Genomic DNA, 22,724 nt, shown 5'->3' on the forward strand with positions numbered 1-22,724 from the left:
TGGAACGCAAGAAGTAGGAATGATCAATGCGACAAGTTTACGAGTAAGAAGTGCGGCAAATACAAGTAGCGCAGTTCTAGGAAACTTAAAAAATGGCGAGAAAGTAACAGTGTTAGGAAAAGCAAACGGTTGGGCAAAAATTAACTACCAAGGAAAAGAAGGATATGTATCATTAGAATTTGTAACACTCGGTAAAGATTCAACTGATCCAACGAATCCAGAGCAAGTAACAGAAGAACGAGCTGTTGTAAATGCTTCCCTATTAAATGTTCGTAAAGGCCCATCAACAGGTGCGGCAGCTGTTGGTCATTTAAAGAATGGAGAGACTGTTACAATTATAGGGAAAGAAAATGGTTGGGCAAAAGTCCATTTTAATGGTGGTGAAGGTTACGTTTCATTACAATTTTTAAAGGTTAAACAAGGTTCAACCTCTTATGAAATTGTTACTTCATCACAAAAGGTTCAAAAGCCAAATGAAGTAGAAGCAACGCAAATTATGCAAAATTTGAAAGAAGATGCGTATATTAAAAGCGACGGTAAAGTTGTAAATATGAAGCAAGGTTTCGTTCGTGCAAATGGTGTTATTAATATTTATGATATTGCGACAGGGAAGAAGCTCACATATGTAAAAGGTGGGGCCGACTTGAAATTTGTGAAAGCTGCTGGTGATCGTATTCATGTCCAAATTGATGGTATGACAGGTTACGTGAATATAAATGATGTTACATTACATCCGGCAATGACTGGTGAGAAAACATCGTATTATGCAACTAAAAATGGCAAGTTATATCATTATGTATACAACCCTGCAAATGGTAAATATGCAACGTATCAAATTGGTAATGCTCCGAAACATTTAAAAGAAGGAGAGCGTTACGAAGCTTTCGATAAGAAGCAAATCGGCGGACAAGATAGTTATCAATACTTTGAATATATGCCACTCCGTGCAACATCTACTTATACAGGAGATGAAATTGATAACTTCTTAAGCAAATCTAATGCAAATAGTCCACTTATTGGATTAGGAAAATATTTTGTAAGTGCAGCAGAGAAGTATAAGATGAATGCAGGATACTTAGTGTCACATGCAATTTTAGAATCTGGCTGGGGAACGAGCCGTATTGCACAAGATAAGAAAAATTTATTTGGTTTTAGAGCAGTAGACTCAGATCCATATAATGGTGCAACGGGATTTAAAACATGGGAAGAAGGCATTGATTTTTGTGCTGCATATATAGATAAACATTACTTAACACCGGATGGAAATACATACAATGGTGGAAACTTAGGTGATAAGGCAGAAGGAATGAACGTCATGTATGCAAGTGATGAAAACTGGGGTCAGCAAATTGCCTCACTTATGCATAGAATTGATTCCATGAATGGAAGTAAAGACTTAAATAAATATCGACTTGGAACGTTGAGAACAGGTTCCCCAGTATTCAAAAACTTAGCTGAAGGCCAGACTGGAACGACATCCCGGAACATTATGGTAGCTATTAAGAAAACAATTAACACACCACAAGGATTATATTATGAAATCGTTTCAGATAATAAAGAATACAACAGTGTCTACGTAAAAGCTGGGTCTGTAAATCTTGTAAATTCTTATTAAAGGAAAGCATCATCATTTCAATGTAGAAGAATGAAATTCATAATGTTAGAGGAAGTGGCAGTGTGAAAAAATATATCGCATTTGATATTGGTGGTACACAGATTAAATATGGGATTGTTTCAGAACTCGGGATATTATTAAATCATAAAACTATATTAACAGAGGCTCATTTAGGCGGAGAACAAATCGTTCAAAAGCTTATTAGTTTGGCGGAGCAATTAATGAATGAACATGTTGTTTCTGGAATTGGTATTAGTACAGCTGGAATTGTAGATATTCATAAAGGAATCATAACTGGCGGCGTGGATCATATTCCACGCTATGCCGGTATTCCTATTATTGATAGATTACAAACAGTATTAAAAGTTCCTATATCCATTGAAAATGACGTCAATTGTGCTTCATTTGGAGAACAGTGGCAAGGTGTTGGAAGGGATGAAAGTAATTTCATTATGCTTACCCTTGGAACGGGAATAGGGGGCGCAATTGTTATTAATAAGAAACTGTACAGAGGTCATTCATTTAGTGCTGGTGAATGGGGAAATATGTTGATTGAAGGGAAGCCATTTGAAGAAGTTGCCTCGATTTCAGGATTAATTTATCTTGTGCGGAAGTATAAAGGTAGCGGTAATTGGAATGGTGAAATAATTTTTGAATTATATGATCAGAAGGATAAAGAAGTTATACACGCCGTTCAAATATTTTTTAAACATTTAGCAATTGGAATTAGTAATCTGGCTTATATCTTTAATCCACAAGCAATTATTATTGGTGGGGGGATTACTGATAGAGGCAATCGATTTTTAGAAGAAGTAAAGGCAGAGGTACGAAAATATTTGAATCCTGAAATTTATAGTAATTGCGAGATTAAACTCGCGCAAAATCGTAATCATGCAGGAATGATTGGTTCTATTTACCACTTCTTACATCATCATAAATAAATTATATGAATGTTTTCATATAACTGAGAATTTATCCTTTTTCTCACTAGATAAATAATGCTACAATATAAGAGAAGAATACAATATTTTCCGATTCGGAAAATGCTTTGTAGAAAGGAAGAAACTTCATGCCTATTATTTTAGAAAAAGGACAAAAGATCGATTTAACGAAAGGACAACCGAGAGTAGCAAAACTGCAGGTTGGCTTAGGCTGGGATCCAATTGGGCAATCAGGTGGGTTTCTGTCTTCTTTATTTGGAAGTAAACCAAATGTAGATTGTGATGCATCTGTTGTTATGTTAGAAGGGGATCGTTTTTTAAACAAAAATGATCTAGTTTACTTCGGCAACAAACTTTCTACTTGTGGTAGTATTATTCATTCAGGAGATAATTTAACAGGTGAAGGTGCTGGTGACGACGAAACAATTTTCGTAGAATTACATAAAGTTCCGAGCCGTATTAATCGTTTAGTATTCGTTGTAAATATCTATGACTGTGTAAATCGTCGTCAGGATTTTGGGATGATTCGCAATGCATATATTCGTATTCAAAACCCGCAAACAGGTGAAGAATTAGCACGTTATAACTTGTCAGATAATTATGCTGGTAAAACGACTTTAATTGCAGGGGAAATGTATCGAAACGGAAACGAATGGAAGTTTTCAGCAGTTGGAGAAGGAACACAAGATAAAAACTTAAGTGAGATTGTATCACGTTACCAATAAGATAAATCGAGGAGGAATAGTATATGGCATCTATTTCATTGAAAAAAGGACAGAAGGTAGATTTAACAAAAACAAATCCAGGCCTTTCGAAAGTTCTTGTAGGACTTGGTTGGGATACAAATCGTTATGACGGACAAAACGATTTCGACTTAGATGTTAGTATCTTCTTAGTAGGTGCTAACGGTAAAGTTTCAGGAGCAGAGGATTTCGTCTTCTATAATAATCCAAAAGGTGCGAATGGTGCTGTAGAGCATTTAGGAGATAATCGAACTGGTGAAGGTGAAGGCGATGATGAATCTATTAAAGTAGATTTAAAAAATGTCCCATCACATATTGAACGTATTTGCTTCACTATTACAATTTATGATGGAGAAGGCCGTAGCCAAAACTTTGGACAAGTTTCTAACTCTTTCGTACGTATTCTAGATGAAGAAAAGAATGCAGAATTAATTCGTTACGACTTAGGAGAAGATTTCTCTATTGAAACTGCTGTAGTAGTAGGAGAGTTATACCGTCATGCAGGTGAATGGAAATTCAATGCAATCGGAAGTGGATTCCAAGGTGGATTAGCGTCTCTATGTAATAACTTTGGTTTAGATGTAGAGTAATAGATTTATATATCCATCGGTGAAACACATGTTTACCGATGGATATATTTTAAAAGATTAAAATATAGAGGTGAATATACATGGTTATTCAGTTACAAAAAGGACAGAAGATTGATTTAGGTAAGACAAGCCCAGGTTTAACAAAAGCAGTAATTGGTCTTGGATGGGATATTAAGTCTTATGATGGCGGAGCCGATTTCGATTTAGATGCATCTGCCTTTTTATTAGATGCGAACGGAAAATGTACGAAGGAAACTGACTTTATTTTCTATAATAATTTACAGTCTCCTTGTGGATCTGTTTTACATACAGGAGATAACCGTACAGGTGAAGGTGAAGGCGATGATGAACAACTTGTTGTGGATCTGAAAAAAGTTCCAGCAGATGTGCATAAAATTGCTATTACAGTTACTATTTATGATGCGGAAGGCCGTAATCAAAACTTTGGACAGGTTGCAAATGCATTCGTTCGTCTAGCAAATGAAGAAACGAATGAAGAAGTTCTTCGTTTTGATTTAGGAGAAGATTTCTCCATCGAAACAGCAGTTGTCTTTTGTGAATTATATCGTCATAATGGACAGTGGAAGTTTAATGCAGTAGGAAGCGGATTCCAAGGTGGATTAGGTGCGCTTGTAAGAGCCTATGGCTTGGATGCATAGAAAGGAAACGAAATTCGTTTCCTTTTTTTGACCTTTCTATAAATCTAGCAAAGAATAGGGGATAAAGGTAAGATGAGTATTTTGCAAGGAATCCTTGATACGTATGCTCAGTTTTTTGACTTGGACATGTGGATTAAAGTGTTGCAAGATCCAGTATCTTGGGGATTAATTGGTACACTTGTTGTACTTGAAGGGTTGTTATCTGCTGATAACGCACTTGTGTTAGCAGTAATGGTAAAACACCTTCCGGAAGAAAAACGTAAAAAAGCATTATTCTATGGACTTATTGGAGCTTATGTATTCCGTTTTATTGCAATTGGAATCGGAATGTTCTTAATTAAATTATGGTGGGTAAAACTTCTTGGTGCACTTTACCTTGCTTGGTTATCAGTGAAATACTTTATTGATAAGAGAAAAGGTGGCAGTGAAGAAGAAGAAGCTCATGGTATGAATCAAAATAGTATTCTCTTTAGAATGTTCGGTGTCTTCTGGGGAACGGTTGCGATGGTTGAATTAATGGATATCGCGTTCTCAGTAGATAGTGTACTTGCTGCATTTGGTGTATCGAATGAAGTTTGGATTCTGCTATTAGGCGGAATGCTTGGTATTTTAATGATGCGCGGTATTGCTGGCGTATTCTTAAAATTGTTAGAGCGTATTCCAGAGCTTGAAACAACAGCATATATTTTAATCTTAATTATCGCAGCAAAAATGCTACTGTCTCTAATTGGATTTGAGATTAGTCATACACTGTTCTTTATTATTTTAGTTGTAGCATTTGGAGTAACGTTTATAATTCACTACATGAAGAATGGTGGACAAGCAAGAGAAGAAGTTGCAGCTACTAAAAATGAACATAAATAATTGAAATGGGTTTGCTCGTTATGCGAGCGCCCATTTTTTATAACTAAAAATAGTTTATAATAGAAGAAAGACTTTAGAAAAAACGTAAATGTTTTTGGAGGTGAACTGTTGTGTTTTCACGTTTTACACTTCAACCATGTGCATTAAAAGATGAATCAGATTTAAAACAATTTGAAACGCTTTTAGAAAAACGCCCACAATATGAACTGACAGAGAATGAGATGAAATTTAGTTATTTAGCAAGTCGTATTCTTGGTGTTCCAAATGATGTAGATGAATATTTCAATGAGCTATTTGATTATAGTGAGGCGAAAGGGATCGAGGTTTTGCATGAACAAAATTTAAATAAGGTGATTGATCCCGAAAAACTGCGCCATATTCAAGAAGTTTTTGCATTACATCAAGAAGCGCCAAATGGACTTACAGTAAATAGGCTTGTAGCCCATTTGTCTGGAAAACAACTATTACCGCAAGTAGACAATCCTGATTTGCAGCATTATATACATACGACATTTATTTCTGTATTGAAATTGTATGAAAAACAGCATAATCAATCATTAAAAACAGAAGGGTTCCGTCGTTTCTTAATCGATATTATTAAATTAAGCGAAAATTACGTAGCGAAGTGGTTCTCTACGATTAATTATAAGAAACAAATGCCGCGTATTGTTTGGTATGGTGATGCAACGGAGAGTCGTATATATTTCTTATACTTTCTTATTATGATCGGTTGCGATGTACTTTATTATCACCCAGAAGGAAAAGATGGATTTGAAAGTGTAGATGAGGAAGGAAGGACCTTTGTCGTATCTCATCCGAGCCGTATTTCACTGGAGCCATTTCCTGATCGACGTCGTGAACGCGTCGCGACAGTAGCTTATCAAGCTTCAAAGGAAATTGAGCAAGTACTTCATCACGATAATTCATTATTATACAAACCGTGGCAATTCCGCTCGTATACACCAGTAGCGCGTACTCTCAAAACGACGTACGATGAACTCTTTTTAATTACGAAAGAAAAGGCATTTGTACGCCCAACATTCTTTGTTGAAAATAAGCATATTTATATTCCTTCTTTATTTGCAAAAATATCAGGCGTTTCAAAGAATGATAAAGAATATTTTCAACGATTAAAGGCTGTTACATCATTTGATAATAGTTTATTAATTAATACATTTCCGTTTACGAAAGAACAAAAAGCAAATTTCCAATATCATTATCGAGATGCATTAGATCGCGCAGGGAAGTTGCATCCTGATTTAATTATGAACAGCCACTGGTGGCCACATAAACGTTTACCTGAAGGTTTACAACATGGTATTGCAGAGGCAATCATCCATACGTGCGAAAGTGAAATATGTAAACCAATCGCGAAAGAGACGAAACAAGATGTAGCACTGTATGTTTTCGCGCAACTCTCTCAAATACCACCGAACATTTTAGAGCAGCTTGAGAAATTTGATTATTCGCAAGAAGTGCCGAAAATTGTTATATTTAATAATGAGAAGAGCGGAGAATTAAGTCGTTCGGATGCTGTTTTATTACTATTTTTAAATCAAATTGGAGTAGATGTATTCCACTTTAATCCAACGGGGAGAAACGATATTGAACCGTATATTGAAGCAGGAGCATTTGATTCACATTGGCTTGAAGAAGTTAATTTCGATCTTGAGTTTCATGGTTCATCAGCCTATAAAAATTTATCACAAACAATAAAAGGACTATTTCGTCCGTTTTTATAAGGAAAGGGAGAATGTCATATGAATAACCCAGTCGTACTAGATTCGAAAACAGAATTGAATGAGCAAACGGCACAAGATGTTCGCTTGCAACTTAGACAAGATGCGGAAGTACAACGTATTTATAACGCAGTAGATATTAAAGACCAATTAGAATTAATCGAGCTTGGAAAAGAGCCTTCTATGGAAATTTCACGTTTCGCGGATCAAATTTTACATACAATGTCTTTATCGAAAATAGAAGACTCTGGTGAATTATTAAAACAGCTTGGTAAAATTATGGATCGATTTGATAGTAAAGACTTTGCGGAAGAGAAAAGTGGTTTCTTCTCACGCATGTTCAAAAAAGCGGATAAAATGATTGAACAAATCTTTAGTAAGTATCAAACGATGGGTCGCGAAATCGATAAAGTTTATGTGGAGATTACGAAGTATCAAGATGAAATGAAAAAATCAATTGGTACGTTAGATGGTTTATATGAGCAAAACTTAAAATATTATTTAGATTTAGAGAAATATGTAGTAGCGGGAGAAATGTTATTAGATCGTTTAAATACAGAGTTAGTTCCGATGTATGAGGAGCGCGTACGCAATAATGATCAATTAGCAGGTATTGAATTAGAATCGCTTAAAAACTCTGTTGAAATTTTAGAGCAGCGTATTGATGATTTAGAAAAGGCACGTATGGTTGCGCTATTAACAGCGCCACAAATTCGTATGATTCAACGTGGTAACAATAAATTAATTGGTAAGATCAATACAGCATTTATTACAACGATTCCTATCTTTAAAAATGGTATCATTCAAGCGGTAAATGCGAAGCGTCAAAAGCTTGTTGCAGACTCTATGGCTGAACTTGATCGCCGTACAAACGAATTACTTAAGAAGAATGCACAAAATATCGCGACTCAAAGTGTGGAAGTAGCGAGATTATCAGGTTCTTCTAGTATTAAGATGGAAACACTTGAGGAGACTTGGAATATTATTTCAAGAGGTATGCAAGAAACACAACAAATTGAAGAACAAAATAAACGTGAACGTGAAGAAAGCCGTAAGCGTATGGCTGCATTAACGGAGAACATCAAAAAAGAATTACAAGGATAAATGAAAAGGCAATGAGGAATATTTCTCATTGCCTTTTTTGTTTCGTTATTTGAAGGCAGTAAGAATCCCATCTCAAGATGTGGCTGTAAAGCAAAGAAGTTAGGCGGGAATCGGGCTTTTAATCAGTGGAGGAAGGAACAAAATCCCCCTGCTGATTAAAGTTTAACTTTATTTTCTCTTAAATAATTTAATGATTTCATTCACAACAAGCGGAATGATACTTAATAAGAGAACAAATCCCCAATCTTTTATCGTTAATGCGTGTACACCAAATATATTTGCAAGAGGAGGGATGGAGATAATACAAACTTGCATAAGAACACCGATAAGAAGTGAGAAAACTAAATATTTATTTGTAAATATCCCGATTGAAAAAATTGATTTCGTTCTTGAACGTAAGTTGAATGAATGAACGAGTTGAGAAAAACTAAGGACGACAAATGCCATCGTTTGAGCATGTAATAGAGCGTCTTCATCAATTTGATCTGGGAAGAGAGGAAATAAATTAGTATCTCCTGCATAGAGCTTTGCCCCAACGATAAAGGCTGTTAATGTGAGAAGTCCAATTACAACGCCATTGAAAATAAGAAAAGGAACGCTACCGCTAAATAAGCTTTCTTTTGCATGACGTGGTTTTTCCTTCATTACATCAGGATCTTCGGGATCAACACCGAGTGATAATGCAGGTAGTGTATCTGTAATTAAATTTACCCACAGAATGTGAATAGGGCGTAGTGGTGTTGCCCAGCCGAGTAAAATAGCTAAAAATAAAGTGATAATTTCTCCAAAGTTACAAGAAAGTAGGAAGAGAATAGACTTTTTAATATTACGGTAAATATTTCTACCTTCTTCAACAGCTTTCACGATAGATGAGAAGTTATCATCTGTTAAAACTACATCAGCTGCGCCTTTTGCGACATCTGTTCCTGTGATTCCCATTGCTACCCCGACATCTGCTTGCTTTAAAGATGGAGCATCATTTACACCATCACCAGTCATGGAAACGATATTTCCTTTAGCGCGTAATGCTTTTACAATCTTCACTTTATGTTCTGGAGAGACTCTAGCAAAGACATTTAAATGATTAATTTTACTTGCTAGTTCTGTATCTGAAATGTTATCTAATTCAGTTCCAATCATAATTTCAGATTTTTCTTCAGTAATACCAAGTTCTTTGGCGATTGCAAAAGCGGTATCTTTATGATCACCAGTAATCATGACAGTGCGAATACCAGCTTTTTTACATTCTGTAATAGAATCTCTTACTTCTGTGCGTGGAGGATCAATCATACCGACAAGACCGATAAATATAAGGTTTTCTTCGAGATGATCTATATCCACATGGTCCGTCTCATATTGTTTAAATGCGAATGAAAGTACTCTTAAAGCTTCTTGTGACATCGCTTGTGCAGCTTCTAATATTTGTGTTTTATGAGAATCTGTTAGGACCTCAACTTTGTTATTTATAAAGATATGGGTACAGTGAGGTAAGAGTTTATCAATGGCACCTTTAGTCATGCTATAGTAGCTTTCATCGTATGTATGTACTGTTGACATCATTTTACGATCAGAATCGAAAGGCAGTTCGTTAACACGTTCATGTTTATTTTCTAAATTATCTTTTTGAATGTTAAAAGAGCTTCCGGCAACAAGAAGGGCAATTTCTGTAGGATCCCCTGTTTGTGATTCGTTACTATAAGAGGCATCGTTGCATAAAACCATATTTTCTAATAATAGACGGTGTACATCGTTATTTACGTTCAAATTTTCTAGCTGATTGTATGTTTGATCGCTATAAAAATGAGTAACGGTCATTTTATTTTGAGTTAATGTTCCTGTCTTATCTGAGCAAATAATTGTAACGGAACCAAGAGCTTCAACAGCTGGTAGTTTACGAATGATAACGTTTTGTTTAATCATACGTTGAACGCCGATGGCAAGAACGATAGAAACGATAGCTGGTAAGCCTTCTGGAATGGCTGCAACAGCTAAACTAATAGCAGTCATAAACATTTCTAAAGTATCTCGTCCTTGTAAAAAACCGATGAGAAACATAATGACACAAATAGCTACAGCGACAAAGCCTAAATATTTTCCTACTTGCGCTAAGCTTTTTTGAAGTGGTGTCATATCATCTTCAGCTTCATGCAAAAGAGTTGCGATTTTCCCAATTTGTGATTTCATTCCAGTTTCAACAGCAACACCGACGCCGCGCCCGTATGTTACTAGCGTTGACATAAAGGCCATGTTTTTTTGATCGCCTAGTGGTACTTGCTCATCACTTTGCATGGAAGGGTGATAGATTGCATCTTTATCGACAGGGACAGATTCACCAGTTAGAGCAGATTCTTCAACTTTTAAGTTCGCAGTTTCAATAAGCCGTAAATCACATGGTATATATCGTCCGGCATCAAGCATAACGATATCACCTGGAACGACGTGCTCAGATGGGATCTCTTTTAGTTCACCATCTCGTTTTACGATAGCTTTTGGCGTGGCCATCTTTTTTAATGCTTCTAAAGCTTGTTCTGCTTTAGATTCTTGGATTACACCGATAACAGCGTTTAAAATCACAACGAGCGCGATAATACTTGCATCGGCCCATTCACCTACAAAGGCGGAAATAAGGGCAGCTATGATAAGGACATATACGAGGACGTCATTAATTTGGGCGAAAACTCGCTGCCATAAAGTACGTTTTTGTTTTGTAGCTAATTCATTAGGACCATATTGCTTTAAACGTTCATTTACGATTTCATCGGTTAAACCGTAGTGTTCATTTGTTCCTAAATCGGTTAATGTTTGATCTTTCGTCTTACTGTACCAATTGCTCATAAGTAAGCACCCCCAGTAAAAACAGTTAGCAATGGTAGTGTGGCAATTTTGTTAGAGTAGTATGTATGGAGAAATAATCTAAGGTGAGGTTCTACTTTCATTGTACAGTATTTTAGAATGGGATGAGGAAAAGGGAAAAGTTGTCATGAATTTGTTGAAATTAAAAAGAGCCTCTCTTATGAGGCTCTTTGCTATTTTTTAATTAATGTACCTAATTCCTCTGTAATAGCTTGCATTTCACTAATGCTGAATGTTTCGCGCTTCATAACATGCTCATAAATGTCACGTAAGTCTTCGTACATTTCTTCGTTAAAGCTAGCAGCTCTCATTGCTCCAGCATTAACCATGCGTAATTTTTCTTTAATAGCTTCTACCATATATTCAACGTTTTCTTCTGATTTTACGGATAAATCCACCGAAGTGTCCCCCTTTAAAATAACATAAGGATATCTTAACATTTTTTATCATTTTCGTTAATGAAACTTTTCAATCCTATTAAATTAGTAGGGATTTCCTTTATAATTAATAATTGGTTGTTTATACTATAAGTATATATTAAGAAATGCACCAAGAAGGGAAGAAACAAAAATATGGTTCAAGTATTGTTTGTTTGTCTTGGGAACATTTGTCGTTCTCCAATGGCAGAAGCAATTTTTCGAGAACTTGTCGTAAAAGAGGGACTCGAAGAGAAAATTGTCATTGATTCTGCCGGAACTGGAGATTGGCATATTGGTCATCCACCACATAAAGGAACACAAAAAATTTTAAAAGAAAATGAAGTCTCTTTTGAAGGAATTAAAGCACGTCAAGTAGAAAAAGAAGACTTAACAAAGTTTGATTATATTATTGCCATGGACAACAAGAATATAGCGGATTTAAAAAGTTTAGGTAAAACTGGAGGCTATATTGGTAGGCTGTCCGATTTTGTTCCAGGCGGTGGCTGGACAGACGTTCCTGACCCTTACTTTACAGGGAACTTCCAAGAAGTGTATGACCTTGTAACAGAAGGGTGTGAAAAGCTATTAGCTTTCATTCGAAATGAACAAGGAATATGAGGAAGCTTAGAAAGAAATACTTTCTAACATAAGAAATGAAAGGGTGAAGGAATATGGCAAAGAAAAATAATATTGCTCGAAACATTGCGATTGGTGTAGCTGCAGGTGTAGCTGTATCCATGTTAAAGAAAGAAAATCGCGAAAAAGTAAAAAATACAGCAGAAAAAGCAAAAACAAAGATGATTGAAATTGGTGAAAATGCGAAGATAAAAGAAAAAGTGCAAACTGTTACAGATAAAGGACGCGAACTGGCTGATTTCAATGTAGTAAAAGCGAAAGTAGCAGAAATTAAAAAATTGACGCCGTCTGTTGTAGAAACGTTAAAAGAAACGAAAGAAATTTTTAGTAAGAAAAAAGTTGAGCGAGAAGAAAAGCCAGAAACGATTGAAATTCAAGCTGTGTCTCCAAAGGTAGATGAGCTTAAAGCTGAAGAAGAGCCAGTGGTAGCTGAAGATGGCGGTATGAAAGAGGCACGTGAATTATTTATGAAGGACTCAAATGCAGAGGAAAAAAAAACTGAAGCATATATTGAGCTAAAGCAAGATAAAGAAGAGAAGAAAAGCGTTTAAAAATATATGAGAAAATTTTTAGAAAAAGCAAAAAGAAATCGCACTTTTTCGTTTGGGAAAGACTTATATGATCGAACGATGCGCGATGACGTAGCGGGCTTAGCAGCACAGCTCGCTTATTTCTTCTTGCTTGCGATTTTTCCTGGGCTTGTTTTCTTAATTACGCTTCTTGGATTTATTGACCTTCAAACAGAAAGTGTGCTCAACCTATTAGAACCGTACGTACCGGAAGATGCGATGAACTTAATTGAAGTAAACGTAGATAAAGTTGTAAATGAGCAAAACGGTGGTTTACTATCATTTGGTTTACTATCGATGCTATGGTTTGCTTCAAATGGAGTGAATGCGGTTATGAATGCTTTTAACCGTGCTTATGATGTAGCAGAAACCCGTTCCTTTATTAAAACAAGAGCTTTATCAATTGTGTTTACACTAGCGATAATTTTTATGATTGTGTTTGCGCTGATTGTCCCGGTGTTTGGGCAAGTAATTGGGGCAGCTGTGTTTAAAGCAATTGGTTTATCGGATAGTTTTTCTTACGTTTGGAGTATTATGCGTTTAGTAGCGAGTTTCTTTGTTTTGTTCGCTTTATTTAGTTTCTTATATACGTTTGCACCTGATCGGAAATTAAAAAGAAGAGAAGTTATTTCAGGAGCAGTATTTGCTACTGTAGGATGGATTGTGGTATCGTACTCATTTGCCTATTATGTAGATAAATTTGCAAATTACGCTAATACATATGGTGGTCTTGGTGGTATCATTATTTTAATGTTATGGTTTTATTTGACCGCGTGGGTAATTTTACTTGGTGGAGAAATTAACGGTTTACTTCATCACTATAGAACGAGTGACAATAATTCCCGTAATGAAAAATAAACTTCTGTTCCATAATAAAAGGGAACAGGGGGGATATTTCATGAGCAATAATAAAAAGAACCACAATAATAAAAATAACACTAAGAAAAAGAGCAGTTCGCATCCAAAGCATAAAACAAGCAGCAGTGCGAACGGTCATAATAGCTACCATTAAAAAAATGGGTCCCTTATCAGGGACCCGTTATTTGTTTCCTTTTAATAATCGTAAGCCATTCAAAATTACAAGAATGGTACTTCCTTCATGCCCAATCACACCGAATGGAAGAGCTAAAAACTGTAGAAAGTTTGAACAAATTAGCATTGCAATGACAGCTAAAGAGAAGACAACGTTTTGCTTAACAATGCGATTCATTCGCTTTGATAGACGAATTGCTTGAGAAAGACGAGATAATTCGTTTTTCATAAGAACAACGTCTGCAGTTTCTAAAGCTACGTCTGTTCCTTCCCCCATCGCAACACCTATACTAGCGGTAGCGAGTGCGGGTGCATCGTTTATACCATCTCCAACCATTGCGACTGTGCCGTATTTTTCTTTTAATTGTTTTATCGTTTCAACTTTCGTTTCTGGTAGACATGATGCGTAATATTCTTTTATATTACTTTCAGCAGCAATTGCTTTTGCAGTTTCTTCATTATCACCAGTAATCATGATTGCTTCTACACCAATACTTTGTAAATCGCGAATAGCAGCTATTGTTTCTTCGCGAAGGGTATCTTTTAAAGCAATAAGCCCAAGAATACCATCTTCATCACTAATATAAACGACAGTTTTCCCCTCTTTTTCAAGTGAGGCAGAAATGCCATTATGGAATGTTTTTGTTTCTTCACCGATAAAATCAGCTTTCCCGATTTTATAAGCTTTGTTTTCTAATACTCCTTTTAGTCCAAAACCAGTTACATCTTCAACATTTTCTGGTTTTTTTAGCGTAATATCATAAGCGTGTCTTGCATATTTAACAATTGCTTCTGCTAAAGGATGTGTAGAGTGACTTTCAATCGTTGCTGTAATAGAAAGTACTTCACTTTCTGCTATGCCTTCTCGAACGTATACATCTGTTACAGTAGGTTTTCCCTGTGTTAATGTTCCAGTTTTATCAAAGGCAATCGCTTTAACTGAAGCTAGACGTTCTAAATGAATACCACCTTTAAAGAGAATCCCGTTTCTTGCTCCGTTAGAAATTGCTGATAAAGTCGCTGGTGTAATGGCAGCAACTAGTGCGCAAGGAGAAGCGACTACAAGCAAGATCATAGCGCGATAAAATGTTTCATTCCAACTCCAGTCAAGTAAGAAATGAGGAATGAACATCATAAGTGTGACAACGATTAATACACCTTTTACATATGTTCCTTCAAACTTTTCGATAAATAGTTGTGATGGTGATTTTTCACTTTGTGCACTTTGAACGAGACGAATAATCTTTTGGAATAATGTTTGATCGCTCGGCTTTGTAATTTTAACTTCAATAGCACCACGTAAATTTACGGTGCCGGCAAAAACTTCATCACCAAACTTTTTCTCATTTGGAATAGGTTCCCCTGTAATAGCTGCTTCATCAATATTTGTTTCACCATTATGAATTGTGCCATCAGCAGGAACACGCTCACCTGGCTTAATTAAGATAATATCGTTAATTTGTAATTGTCCGACTGGAATGCGTTCTTCTATGCCATTAGAAATACGCAATGCTTCTTCGGGTTGTAAGTCAAGAAGGGCTGAAATTTCTTTTTGGCTTTTGCTTAGTGTATAAGATTCCATTGCTCCACTTAATGCAAAGATGAAGATTAAAATCGCACCTTCTGCCCAGTAGCCAATAATTGCAGCACCGATAGCTGCAAAGAGCATGAGCATTTCAACATTTAGCTCTTTCTCTTCAATTGTGTCTTCGATACCTTCTTTCGCTTTTGCAAATCCCCCAATTATATAAGCAAGGATATAGAAAGTAATACCTGCATTTATTGCCTCATTTTTTGTGAATAACCAACCAGCTAAAATGAAAATACCAGATGCGATTGCAAATATAAGTTCATAATGTTTCTTTAATGTGTCCCATAAAGAGGGATGAGAAATATCTTTTGTTGCTTGTAATGTTTTTACTTCTGAGTTCATTAATACTCGCTCCTTCCGAATTCTTATTGAGAAAAAGAATCAAAATCGAAACCCCTATAAAACGACGAAAGCTGCCATCCATAATGGATAGCAGCATTTCTGTTGAATCTGATTTTAATAGTTATTATATTGTAATTATTCTATAGTATAGCATATGTTTTTATTAGATGATATGTTTTTGTTTCTATTATAGACTGAAAACTTGTGTTTTTGCACCTCCTTTGGTATATATGGATATTGTTCATAAAAAGATCGGAAAGGAAGACAGCAAGTTGAAGACAGAGAAATTTTTTACCCATCCGATTGGCGTATTTATTGCTGCAATAGTGGCAACATTTTTATGGGGAAGCGCATTTCCCTTTATTAAATTAAGTTATGCTGAACTTGGAATTCAGCCACATGAAGTCGGAGAGCAAATATTATTTGCTGGTTATCGATTTTTCTTATCAGGTGTAATGCTCTTATTCTTTTTTAAAGCGTTAGGAAAAGATATGCATTTCAAAAAAGGAACAGGGAAGCAGTTAGTACAAATCGGCTTGTTCCAAACATTTCTTCAGTATATATGTTTTTATATTGGAATGAGTTATAGCTCAGGAATTGAAGGGGCGATTATTTCAGGAACATCATCCTTCTTTCAAATTTTAATCGCACATTTTTTATATAAAGATGATGCTCTAAATATGAGAAAAGTAATTGGAGTATCTATCGGTTTTTGTGGTGTGATTTTAGTGAATGTACCGAGTGATGGAAGTTTGTCATTCCATTTTGGAATCGGTAGTTTATTACTTCTTGGCGCAGCAATGATGTATTCATATGGAAATATATTAGCGAAAGAAGGTAGTAAAACGTTAGATATTGGGTATATGACAGCATACCAAATGATTTTTGGGTCAATTGGGTTACTATGTATAGGGGCATTTCAAGTTGGAGTGATGCCATTTACATTTAACCTACATGCAATACTTATGCTTATATATTTATCTTTCTTATCGGCAGCGGGTTTCTGTATATGGAATACAATTATGAAGTATAACAAAGTAGGCAAAGTATCGATGTATATGTTCTTCATACCAGTGTTCGGCGTGTTATTATCAAGTATGATTTTAGGAGAAGCCATTCATTCATTTGTACTATTTGGTTTAGCATGTGTCGCAGCGGGAATTATTGTGGTAAATCGTACCCCGGCTAAACAGAAAATTGAGCAAGAAAAACAGGTAGCATAGAGAACAGAAAATCTATTAAAATGGAAGAACAGTACTGTTCTTCTTTTTTTACGTAGAAAAAGGAGAACTGACTATATATAACGAAAAAAGATACAAATAAAGCATTTATTGAGGAGAAAATGTTATGAATGTACTTTACATTGTGTTAATCGGGCAAATAATTATTTTTTTAACAGGAGCAATTTATGCAATAGGACAGACAAAAAGAACAAGAGAAAATATGCCGTTACCTTTAGCAGTGCGTCTAATTCTTAGTTTTTCTTTAACAGGTAGTGCAATTTGGATATGGTTACAAGATCCATCGGTAGAATACAGTACGTGGGTTGCACTCGGTATGACTTTATCCACTGTAGGTGATTTATTTATGGCAGGATTGATTCCGATTGGCCATCGATTAATTGGAGGAATGGTTACTTTCGCTCTTGCCCATTGTTTCTATGTGAAAGCATTTTTGCAAACAGGTATTTCATGGAGTGGTTTTTGGATCGGCCTACTTGTATACGGACTCTTTCTAATTATAGGATGGTTTTTCTTTATTAGAAATGAAAAGCAAGACAAACTCTTTACAATAGGGGCTCTAATTTACGGTTTGTGGGTTGGAGGAATGGCATGTTTTGCATTCGCCTTATATTACGAGAATACAGGAATATGGTGGGTGCCAGCACTTGGTGGTTTATTGTTTGTGATTTCTGACTTTATTATCGGTGTTACAGATATCGGAGGGCGCAAATTGAAGTATGAACCACTTTGGATTTGGTTTACATATGTCGCTGCGCAGATGTGTATTGTATATGTGGGATTATAAAAAAGATACTCTCAAAAATAGTTGATGGACTATTTTGAGAGTATCTTTTTTCATTTCTATGCTACGATATTTTTTTGTTGCAGAGCAGAGAGGCTATAGTCATCAGCTGCTTTATAACCTTGAGCTAATAAATCATTGATGTAGAGTTTGTTGTAAATAAAGCAGAATACTAGGTTAGAGAATCCGAATGTAAACATGCTAGCGAGTAAGATAATTAAAAACCATTTCCAATCTCCGCGGAATATAGCAGGGAAAAAACCAAAGAAAAATACAGTCCAACTAAAACCGATTTTTGCTTGTTTAATTTGACCTGTATTATCATTTTTTAACATAACTTTCATAAAAAAGAAATCCTCCTAGTGAATATGAATATTTGTATAAATAAAGACAAATATAGTATATCAAAATAATGTATATACGGATATTATTTTTTGTGCATTTGTAATATTTTTTATTTTCTTGTTTCTATATTCGGAATTTTATAGAAAAACTATCTGGGAAGTATTTATAATAAATGTAAAAAGAAAATGAGATGGTGGGATAATGCAAAAGAAAAGCCGGTTGCGTGAGTTCTTTGAAGTATTTGCGATTGCATGTTTAATAGTTTTTTTTGCGAAAATTTTCGTGTTTTTTCCTACAACTGTAAAAGGGGCATCCATGAGGCCGACGTTACAAGATGGAGATAAAGTAATCATTAATAAACTTGCAAAACGATTTGAAAGTTATGAGAGATCGGACATTATTGTCGTGAAGACGGATAACTTCTATGTGAAGAGAATTATTGGATTACCAGGAGATGTAATTGAGATGAAAAATGATCAATTATATGTTAATCATCAAGTGAAAAATGAAGAGTATTTAAATAATAATAAAAAACAGGCAGAAAAATTACTTATCAATTTAACTGAAGACTTTGGACCGATTACAATTCCTAAAAATAAAATTTTTGTGATGGGAGATAATCGTTTAGTAAGCAGGGATAGTAGGAATGGCTTAGGCCTCATTGACAGAACAGAAGTATTAGGAAAACTAACGGCAGTGTATTATCCATTTGAACATGTGAAAATTGTAAATTAGAGATAAGAAAAACCAAGCAAATTAAGTTGCTTGGTTTTTCTTATTTAAACAGTTGGTGTTTCACTTTATTACTTCTTGTGAAGCAATGTTTTCATTGTTGCGGTCAATATTTAACATGAACTTTCGTTGCAACAATTGCAATTTAAACAGTGTTAAAGGATCATGATAAGTTTCTGGATTTGTTCTTAGCTTTGTTAATGTTTGCTCGTCTTCTTGTATTTCAAGTTGGGCCGCTTCTACATTTTGCTTCAATATGCTAAGAGGGTCTTTAAAGAACATCATGATATCACGTTCTAGCGCACCTTCAAATACTTCAAATTGAAGGAAGAATTGCTTCGAAATTGCATGAGCAACTTCTGTATAATCTTCTGTTTCAATATATTGTTTATATTTATTTGATAGCATAGATTGATTCTTTTGCATATTACCGAATAATTTCCCTGCACTTTTCAAGAAAAATTGTGTTGGTGTAAAGCGTAATAAAATATTGATGTTAGCCACTGTAATTCTATTTGTCATTCTTACAACATCTCTATTCCAGTCATCTAGTAATTTGAAATCACAAGGAAGTTTAATACGCTCTTCTTCATAGAGTTTATTAAAGGTATCGCCCATTTCATCTAAATAAGCTTGCGCTTGAATGAATTCATTATGTGCAGTTTCAATCCATTCTTGAATGGATTGAGTAAATTTAGGAAGAAGCACTTGCTGTACATGTTTTTGAATTCTTTCATTCATTGCTACATTTAGTTCTTCATGGACTAATTTGAAATCACTATCCTCTTGAACGAGATCTGAGCAACTCTGTAACAATTCAGGAATTTGAGAATGTATATCCTGTGTAATTTCTTCTTTCGTTAAGAGATAAGATTCTGTAATAGAACGAACTTTATCTTTTTGAATGGCTGTAAGATTATTAATAAAACCATCAAGTTTAACTAAAATATGTTTGTTCCAACGGACTGATTTTACTAATGTATTTTCTAACTCCACACGTTCATTTAAAAGGTAGGCAATCGTCTTTTGGATAAACCATAACAATTTTTCAATACGTTCTTTTTCCATGTTGCGCTGAGCAAGGTTAGAGATAATAGAGTCTGTTACGTTGCCTAGTTGCTCACTACTCTCTTGTGAAGGAGAGTAAGGGAAAAAGTGTGCATTTGGGAAATGTACAAGTATTTTCTTTTTAATATTGTTCGTGATGTTTTCACTAGTATTTGTATCAATTGTTTGTAAGACGAATTGAATTTGTAAATTTGGTACTTGCTCACGAATATATAATAATGTATCAAGCTCTTCATCATGTAATGGCGAAGCTGAATTTAGTACATAGATAAGACTATCTGCTGCCTGTAAGTATTCGAAATGAGAGCTGTTTTTGTTAAGTTGTCCATGCACAGTAGGTGTGACAAGGAATGAAAACTTATTTTTTCTTAAAAATCTACTCGGTAATTTAATTTCAATACATTTTTTCTCTAGTTCTGACTGAGAAGGTACAGCTAGTATGTTATGAAGTTCATCAAAGTTTGGTATATTTCGTATATCTAACTCTGTAAACTCAGTTATTTCAGTTTGACTATTATCTTTAAATGTAATAGAAGTTGTTAGAGTTTCAGTTAATATATTTTCTCCTAGTATAGAGTTGATAAAGGCTGATTTATCATAATCACTAGTTCCTGCTACTAGAAGTTGTGTAACAGTTAAATCGTATAGCTCACGAACGAGTAGTGTGAATTGATGACCTAAATCTACATCATTCTTCTCAGCCCATACAGCAATCGTTTCAAATAATGCTGATACATCTGCCATATTAACATTTGCATAAGCTGATGAATTTGAAAGTAAGGCACCTGCGCTTTTTACGAGTAATGATTCTAGAGTTGTAGGTGAAACCTCGTTCCATGCTAATACTGCTGCAGAGACAAGTAAAGAATCTTCCGCTTTCGTTAAACTAAACCAATTCGTTAATAAATCTGGAACAAGTCCTTGTAATTCATGCATGAAATGTTGCCCAGTAATTAATTCAAAATACGTCTCTTGATAGCGGGCAGAAATTTCATTCCAATCGTCATTAGCATCTACTTCAATATGTAAGAATAAGTGATTTATTGTTTGAATCCAAGGTAGATGTAATGATTCATTTTCATAGCTGTTCCAAAGTGAAATAACAAGCTCTTTAAATTGAACTTGATCAATTGTATATAAGGCTTTTAAAGATTCATAGAAATACTCAGGTTTAATTTTATTAGTAAAGCCTCTGTTCACATAATTTATTAACGTATCGAACCAATGTAATGATTTTGTTCGAATCCCTTCTTGAACCGCTAGTTCAATAGCATTATTCCAATCTTCTTGTTTTTCATAAAAGGATCGAGCGATTGCAGTAATATTCGGATAGTCTGGTTGGAATGAAACAGCTTCACTAATTGTTTTAAAAGCAAGACCTAAGCGGTTTTGATCGATGTAAAGAGAAAGAAGTTGTAGGGAAACTTCCATAGTAAGAGTCGTATCTTCTGATTGAATAGATTTATAAATTTCCTCTGCTTTTGGCAAGAAACCTAATTCGAAGTAAGCATCTGCAATATTCTTCATGGCCCAGAGAGCAAGTTCATTATTTACTTTCTCCCATTTAAATATAGCTGCTTCAAAGTCTTTGTTTTGAAAGTAAACTTCACCTTGTGCGAAGCGAATATTAGATATATTGGAGAATTCATTTTTTGATTCATTTATATATGCTTCACCGAGTACTTCCGTTACCGGAATGGAAGTATCTTCTGTTAAAAATGTTTTATAGTAAACCTTTTGGATAAATTGTTTTTCAATGGTCATATTCGTTCCCCCTGTATAATTTAGAAAAATGATGTTGTATGTAAAAGGGTACCTGTTACTCTAATAGGTAGAAGTTGCATTATATAGACCAAACTATGTTTTTGCTAGATATATCATTTTTCCTGAGAGTTAAACCGTTGCGAAAAGTAACTTTCCTTTATTGTAACAAAAAAACAAGCCTATGAATTTTTATTTTTTAATCCCGCTATTTGCGGGCAGTAAGACTCCCACCTCAAAATTTGGCGAATGCCAGGAAGTTAGGTGGGAGTCGGGCTACCCGTAAAAGCCCGATTGGTGTGGGCTAATAATCAGTGGGGATGGACAAAACCCCCACTGATTAAAGTTTCACTTTATCTCTGTTAAAGGAATGAATAGAAGTAGAGTTCAATATAAAAACAATGTATATTGAATATGTATACCATGTTTGTCTTAAAGATAGAACGGGCACAATATGGAATAACGATCGTGCATAGGATGTGTCTTCCGAATGGAACAACATATTGGCGAGTTAATCTCACATTATGGGTATTTTGGAATTATTATAGCTTTAGCTGGTGGGATAGTCGGATTACCGATACCAGATGAGTTTTTATTGACTTTTATTGGTTATAATATTTCAAAAGGAGTTATGTCAGGAGCAGCTGCTTTTTTAAGTGGAATGGCAGGTGCGATGATTGGCATTACGTTAAGTTATATATTAGGTTTAAAACTTGGACTCCCTGTTTTAAAAAAATATGGTCCGAAAATTAGAATTAAAGAACATCATATTGAAAAAACACATATTTTATTTGAAAAATACGGCCCGTTTCTTTTAATTATTGGCTACTTTATACCAGGAGTACGTCACTTAACAGCATATTTTGCTGGGGTTTCGAATTTAACATGGTGGCGTTTTTGTCTGTATGCTTACGGTGGTGCGCTAATTTGGATAAGTGTTTTTATTGGCCTAGGTTGGAAACTAGGAGAGAAGTGGCGCTTTGTTGAGTATAGTTTACATCATTATGGAATATGGATTTTATTTATTTCGGCAATTGTAACATTGATTGTGTGGATTTACATAAGGAAAAGAAAAAACCGCTAATAATAGCGGTTT

At 35.0% G+C, this 22,724-nt stretch carries 20 protein-coding genes; 15 read left to right on the forward strand and 5 right to left on the reverse strand.

The features are described 5' to 3' along the window. The 8 genes from ACTFQM_RS24980 to ACTFQM_RS25015 all read left to right on the forward strand — a co-directional run. A partial coding sequence (locus ACTFQM_RS24980) for an SH3 domain-containing protein (protein WP_440036730.1) occupies window positions 1–1,615 on the forward strand: 1,615 nt, incomplete at its 5' end. A 62-nt stretch (window positions 1,616–1,677) separates the two neighbouring features. Beyond that, entirely contained in the window at window positions 1,678–2,556 is an 879-nt protein-coding gene (locus tag ACTFQM_RS24985) for an ROK family protein (protein WP_328047287.1), read from the forward strand. A 128-nt stretch (window positions 2,557–2,684) separates the two neighbouring features. Continuing rightward, window positions 2,685–3,281, forward strand: coding sequence for a TerD family protein (locus tag ACTFQM_RS24990; protein ID WP_002174699.1), 597 nt, complete (start codon window positions 2,685–2,687; stop codon window positions 3,279–3,281). 23 nt (window positions 3,282–3,304) lie between these two features. Then, the gene (locus ACTFQM_RS24995; protein ID WP_002174700.1) at window positions 3,305–3,889 is read left to right on the forward strand and encodes a TerD family protein; all 585 of its coding nucleotides are present in this window, start codon (window positions 3,305–3,307) and stop codon (window positions 3,887–3,889) included. Window positions 3,890–3,969: 80 nt separating this feature from the next. Beyond that, complete coding sequence (locus ACTFQM_RS25000; protein WP_002174701.1) at window positions 3,970–4,548, forward strand: TerD family protein; 579 nt, start codon at window positions 3,970–3,972, stop codon at window positions 4,546–4,548. A 72-nt stretch (window positions 4,549–4,620) separates the two neighbouring features. Then, window positions 4,621–5,412 (forward strand): TerC family protein, encoded by a 792-nt coding sequence (locus tag ACTFQM_RS25005; RefSeq protein ID WP_071718681.1) that lies wholly within the window; start codon window positions 4,621–4,623, stop codon window positions 5,410–5,412. 110 nt (window positions 5,413–5,522) lie between these two features. Beyond that, window positions 5,523–7,154, forward strand: coding sequence for a YceG family protein (locus ACTFQM_RS25010; protein ID WP_440036732.1), 1,632 nt, complete (start codon window positions 5,523–5,525; stop codon window positions 7,152–7,154). Window positions 7,155–7,172: 18 nt separating this feature from the next. Further along, window positions 7,173–8,255: a toxic anion resistance protein gene (locus ACTFQM_RS25015; RefSeq protein ID WP_002174704.1), complete on the forward strand. Its 1,083-nt coding sequence runs from the start codon at window positions 7,173–7,175 to the stop codon at window positions 8,253–8,255. Window positions 8,256–8,423: 168 nt separating this feature from the next. Here the strand turns inward: ACTFQM_RS25015 and ACTFQM_RS25020 are convergent, their stop codons facing one another. Then, the gene (locus ACTFQM_RS25020; RefSeq protein WP_440036733.1) at window positions 8,424–11,090 is read right to left on the reverse strand and encodes a cation-translocating P-type ATPase; all 2,667 of its coding nucleotides are present in this window, start codon (window positions 11,088–11,090) and stop codon (window positions 8,424–8,426) included. A gap of 191 nt (window positions 11,091–11,281) precedes the next feature. Beyond that, the gene (locus tag ACTFQM_RS25025; RefSeq protein WP_000366197.1) at window positions 11,282–11,506 is read right to left on the reverse strand and encodes a DUF1128 domain-containing protein; all 225 of its coding nucleotides are present in this window, start codon (window positions 11,504–11,506) and stop codon (window positions 11,282–11,284) included. 174 nt (window positions 11,507–11,680) lie between these two features. Here ACTFQM_RS25025 and ACTFQM_RS25030 point away from each other — a divergent pair, with 174 nt between their 5' ends. The 3 genes from ACTFQM_RS25030 to ACTFQM_RS25040 are packed head-to-tail and all read left to right on the forward strand — an operon-like array spanning window position 11,681 to window position 13,590. Then, window positions 11,681–12,145 (forward strand): low molecular weight protein-tyrosine-phosphatase, encoded by a 465-nt coding sequence (locus ACTFQM_RS25030; protein ID WP_002174706.1) that lies wholly within the window; start codon window positions 11,681–11,683, stop codon window positions 12,143–12,145. Between the two features lie 53 nt (window positions 12,146–12,198). Then, a complete protein-coding gene (locus tag ACTFQM_RS25035) occupies window positions 12,199–12,714 on the forward strand; it encodes a DUF4075 domain-containing protein (protein WP_440036735.1) in 516 nt (171 codons plus the stop codon). A 6-nt stretch (window positions 12,715–12,720) separates the two neighbouring features. After that, window positions 12,721–13,590: a YihY/virulence factor BrkB family protein gene (locus ACTFQM_RS25040; protein WP_002174708.1), complete on the forward strand. Its 870-nt coding sequence runs from the start codon at window positions 12,721–12,723 to the stop codon at window positions 13,588–13,590. A 181-nt stretch (window positions 13,591–13,771) separates the two neighbouring features. On the opposite strand, the gene ACTFQM_RS25045 is transcribed toward ACTFQM_RS25040, so the two are convergent. Continuing rightward, window positions 13,772–15,697: a heavy metal translocating P-type ATPase gene (locus tag ACTFQM_RS25045; protein ID WP_071718685.1), complete on the reverse strand. Its 1,926-nt coding sequence runs from the start codon at window positions 15,695–15,697 to the stop codon at window positions 13,772–13,774. 272 nt (window positions 15,698–15,969) lie between these two features. On the opposite strand from ACTFQM_RS25045, the gene ACTFQM_RS25050 reads away from it, so the two are divergent. Both ACTFQM_RS25050 and ACTFQM_RS25055 read left to right on the forward strand, forming a co-directional pair. Continuing rightward, window positions 15,970–16,920: a DMT family transporter gene (locus ACTFQM_RS25050; protein WP_002174710.1), complete on the forward strand. Its 951-nt coding sequence runs from the start codon at window positions 15,970–15,972 to the stop codon at window positions 16,918–16,920. A 124-nt stretch (window positions 16,921–17,044) separates the two neighbouring features. Beyond that, on the forward strand, window positions 17,045–17,725 hold the full coding sequence (locus tag ACTFQM_RS25055) for a lysoplasmalogenase (protein WP_002174711.1): 681 nt from the start codon (window positions 17,045–17,047) through the stop codon (window positions 17,723–17,725). A 56-nt stretch (window positions 17,726–17,781) separates the two neighbouring features. On the opposite strand, the gene ACTFQM_RS25060 is transcribed toward ACTFQM_RS25055, so the two are convergent. Continuing rightward, a complete protein-coding gene (locus ACTFQM_RS25060) occupies window positions 17,782–18,066 on the reverse strand; it encodes a hypothetical protein (RefSeq protein WP_048375633.1) in 285 nt (94 codons plus the stop codon). Between the two features lie 199 nt (window positions 18,067–18,265). On the opposite strand from ACTFQM_RS25060, the gene lepB reads away from it, so the two are divergent. Then, a complete protein-coding gene (gene lepB / locus ACTFQM_RS25065) occupies window positions 18,266–18,802 on the forward strand; it encodes a signal peptidase I (protein ID WP_033719749.1) in 537 nt (178 codons plus the stop codon). 60 nt (window positions 18,803–18,862) lie between these two features. Here the strand turns inward: lepB and ACTFQM_RS25070 are convergent, their stop codons facing one another. Beyond that, a complete protein-coding gene (locus ACTFQM_RS25070) occupies window positions 18,863–21,631 on the reverse strand; it encodes a tetratricopeptide repeat protein (RefSeq protein ID WP_440036738.1) in 2,769 nt (922 codons plus the stop codon). A 487-nt stretch (window positions 21,632–22,118) separates the two neighbouring features. Here ACTFQM_RS25070 and ACTFQM_RS25075 point away from each other — a divergent pair, with 487 nt between their 5' ends. Then, a complete protein-coding gene (locus ACTFQM_RS25075; protein ID WP_002174715.1) occupies window positions 22,119–22,712 on the forward strand; it encodes a DedA family protein in 594 nt (197 codons plus the stop codon). Window positions 22,713–22,724 lie beyond the last annotated feature (12 nt).

This window comes from Bacillus cereus group sp. MYBK30-2, from assembly GCF_051915945.1.
Classification (GTDB): domain Bacteria; phylum Bacillota; class Bacilli; order Bacillales; family Bacillaceae_G; genus Bacillus_A; species Bacillus_A paramycoides.

Bases quoted from the DNA above. Each gene is read 5' to 3' on its own strand.
- ACTFQM_RS25055 (WP_002174711.1), top strand. From the start codon at position 17,045: ATGAATGTACTTTACATTGTGTTAATCGGGCAAATAATTATTTTTTTA.
- ACTFQM_RS25005 (WP_071718681.1), top strand. From the start codon at position 4,621: ATGAGTATTTTGCAAGGAATCCTTGATACGTATGCTCAGTTTTTTGAC.
- ACTFQM_RS25040 (WP_002174708.1), top strand. From the start codon at position 12,721: ATGAGAAAATTTTTAGAAAAAGCAAAAAGAAATCGCACTTTTTCGTTT.
- ACTFQM_RS24995 (WP_002174700.1), top strand. From the start codon at position 3,305: ATGGCATCTATTTCATTGAAAAAAGGACAGAAGGTAGATTTAACAAAA.
- ACTFQM_RS25030 (WP_002174706.1), top strand. From the start codon at position 11,681: ATGGTTCAAGTATTGTTTGTTTGTCTTGGGAACATTTGTCGTTCTCCA.
- ACTFQM_RS25070 (WP_440036738.1), bottom strand. From the start codon at position 21,631: ATGACCATTGAAAAACAATTTATCCAAAAGGTTTACTATAAAACATTT.
- ACTFQM_RS25015 (WP_002174704.1), top strand. From the start codon at position 7,173: ATGAATAACCCAGTCGTACTAGATTCGAAAACAGAATTGAATGAGCAA.
- ACTFQM_RS25020 (WP_440036733.1), bottom strand. From the start codon at position 11,090: ATGAGCAATTGGTACAGTAAGACGAAAGATCAAACATTAACCGATTTA.
- ACTFQM_RS25045 (WP_071718685.1), bottom strand. From the start codon at position 15,697: ATGAACTCAGAAGTAAAAACATTACAAGCAACAAAAGATATTTCTCAT.
- ACTFQM_RS25060 (WP_048375633.1), bottom strand. From the start codon at position 18,066: ATGAAAGTTATGTTAAAAAATGATAATACAGGTCAAATTAAACAAGCA.
- ACTFQM_RS24990 (WP_002174699.1), top strand. From the start codon at position 2,685: ATGCCTATTATTTTAGAAAAAGGACAAAAGATCGATTTAACGAAAGGA.
- ACTFQM_RS25035 (WP_440036735.1), top strand. From the start codon at position 12,199: ATGGCAAAGAAAAATAATATTGCTCGAAACATTGCGATTGGTGTAGCT.
- ACTFQM_RS25000 (WP_002174701.1), top strand. From the start codon at position 3,970: ATGGTTATTCAGTTACAAAAAGGACAGAAGATTGATTTAGGTAAGACA.
- ACTFQM_RS25075 (WP_002174715.1), top strand. From the start codon at position 22,119: ATGGAACAACATATTGGCGAGTTAATCTCACATTATGGGTATTTTGGA.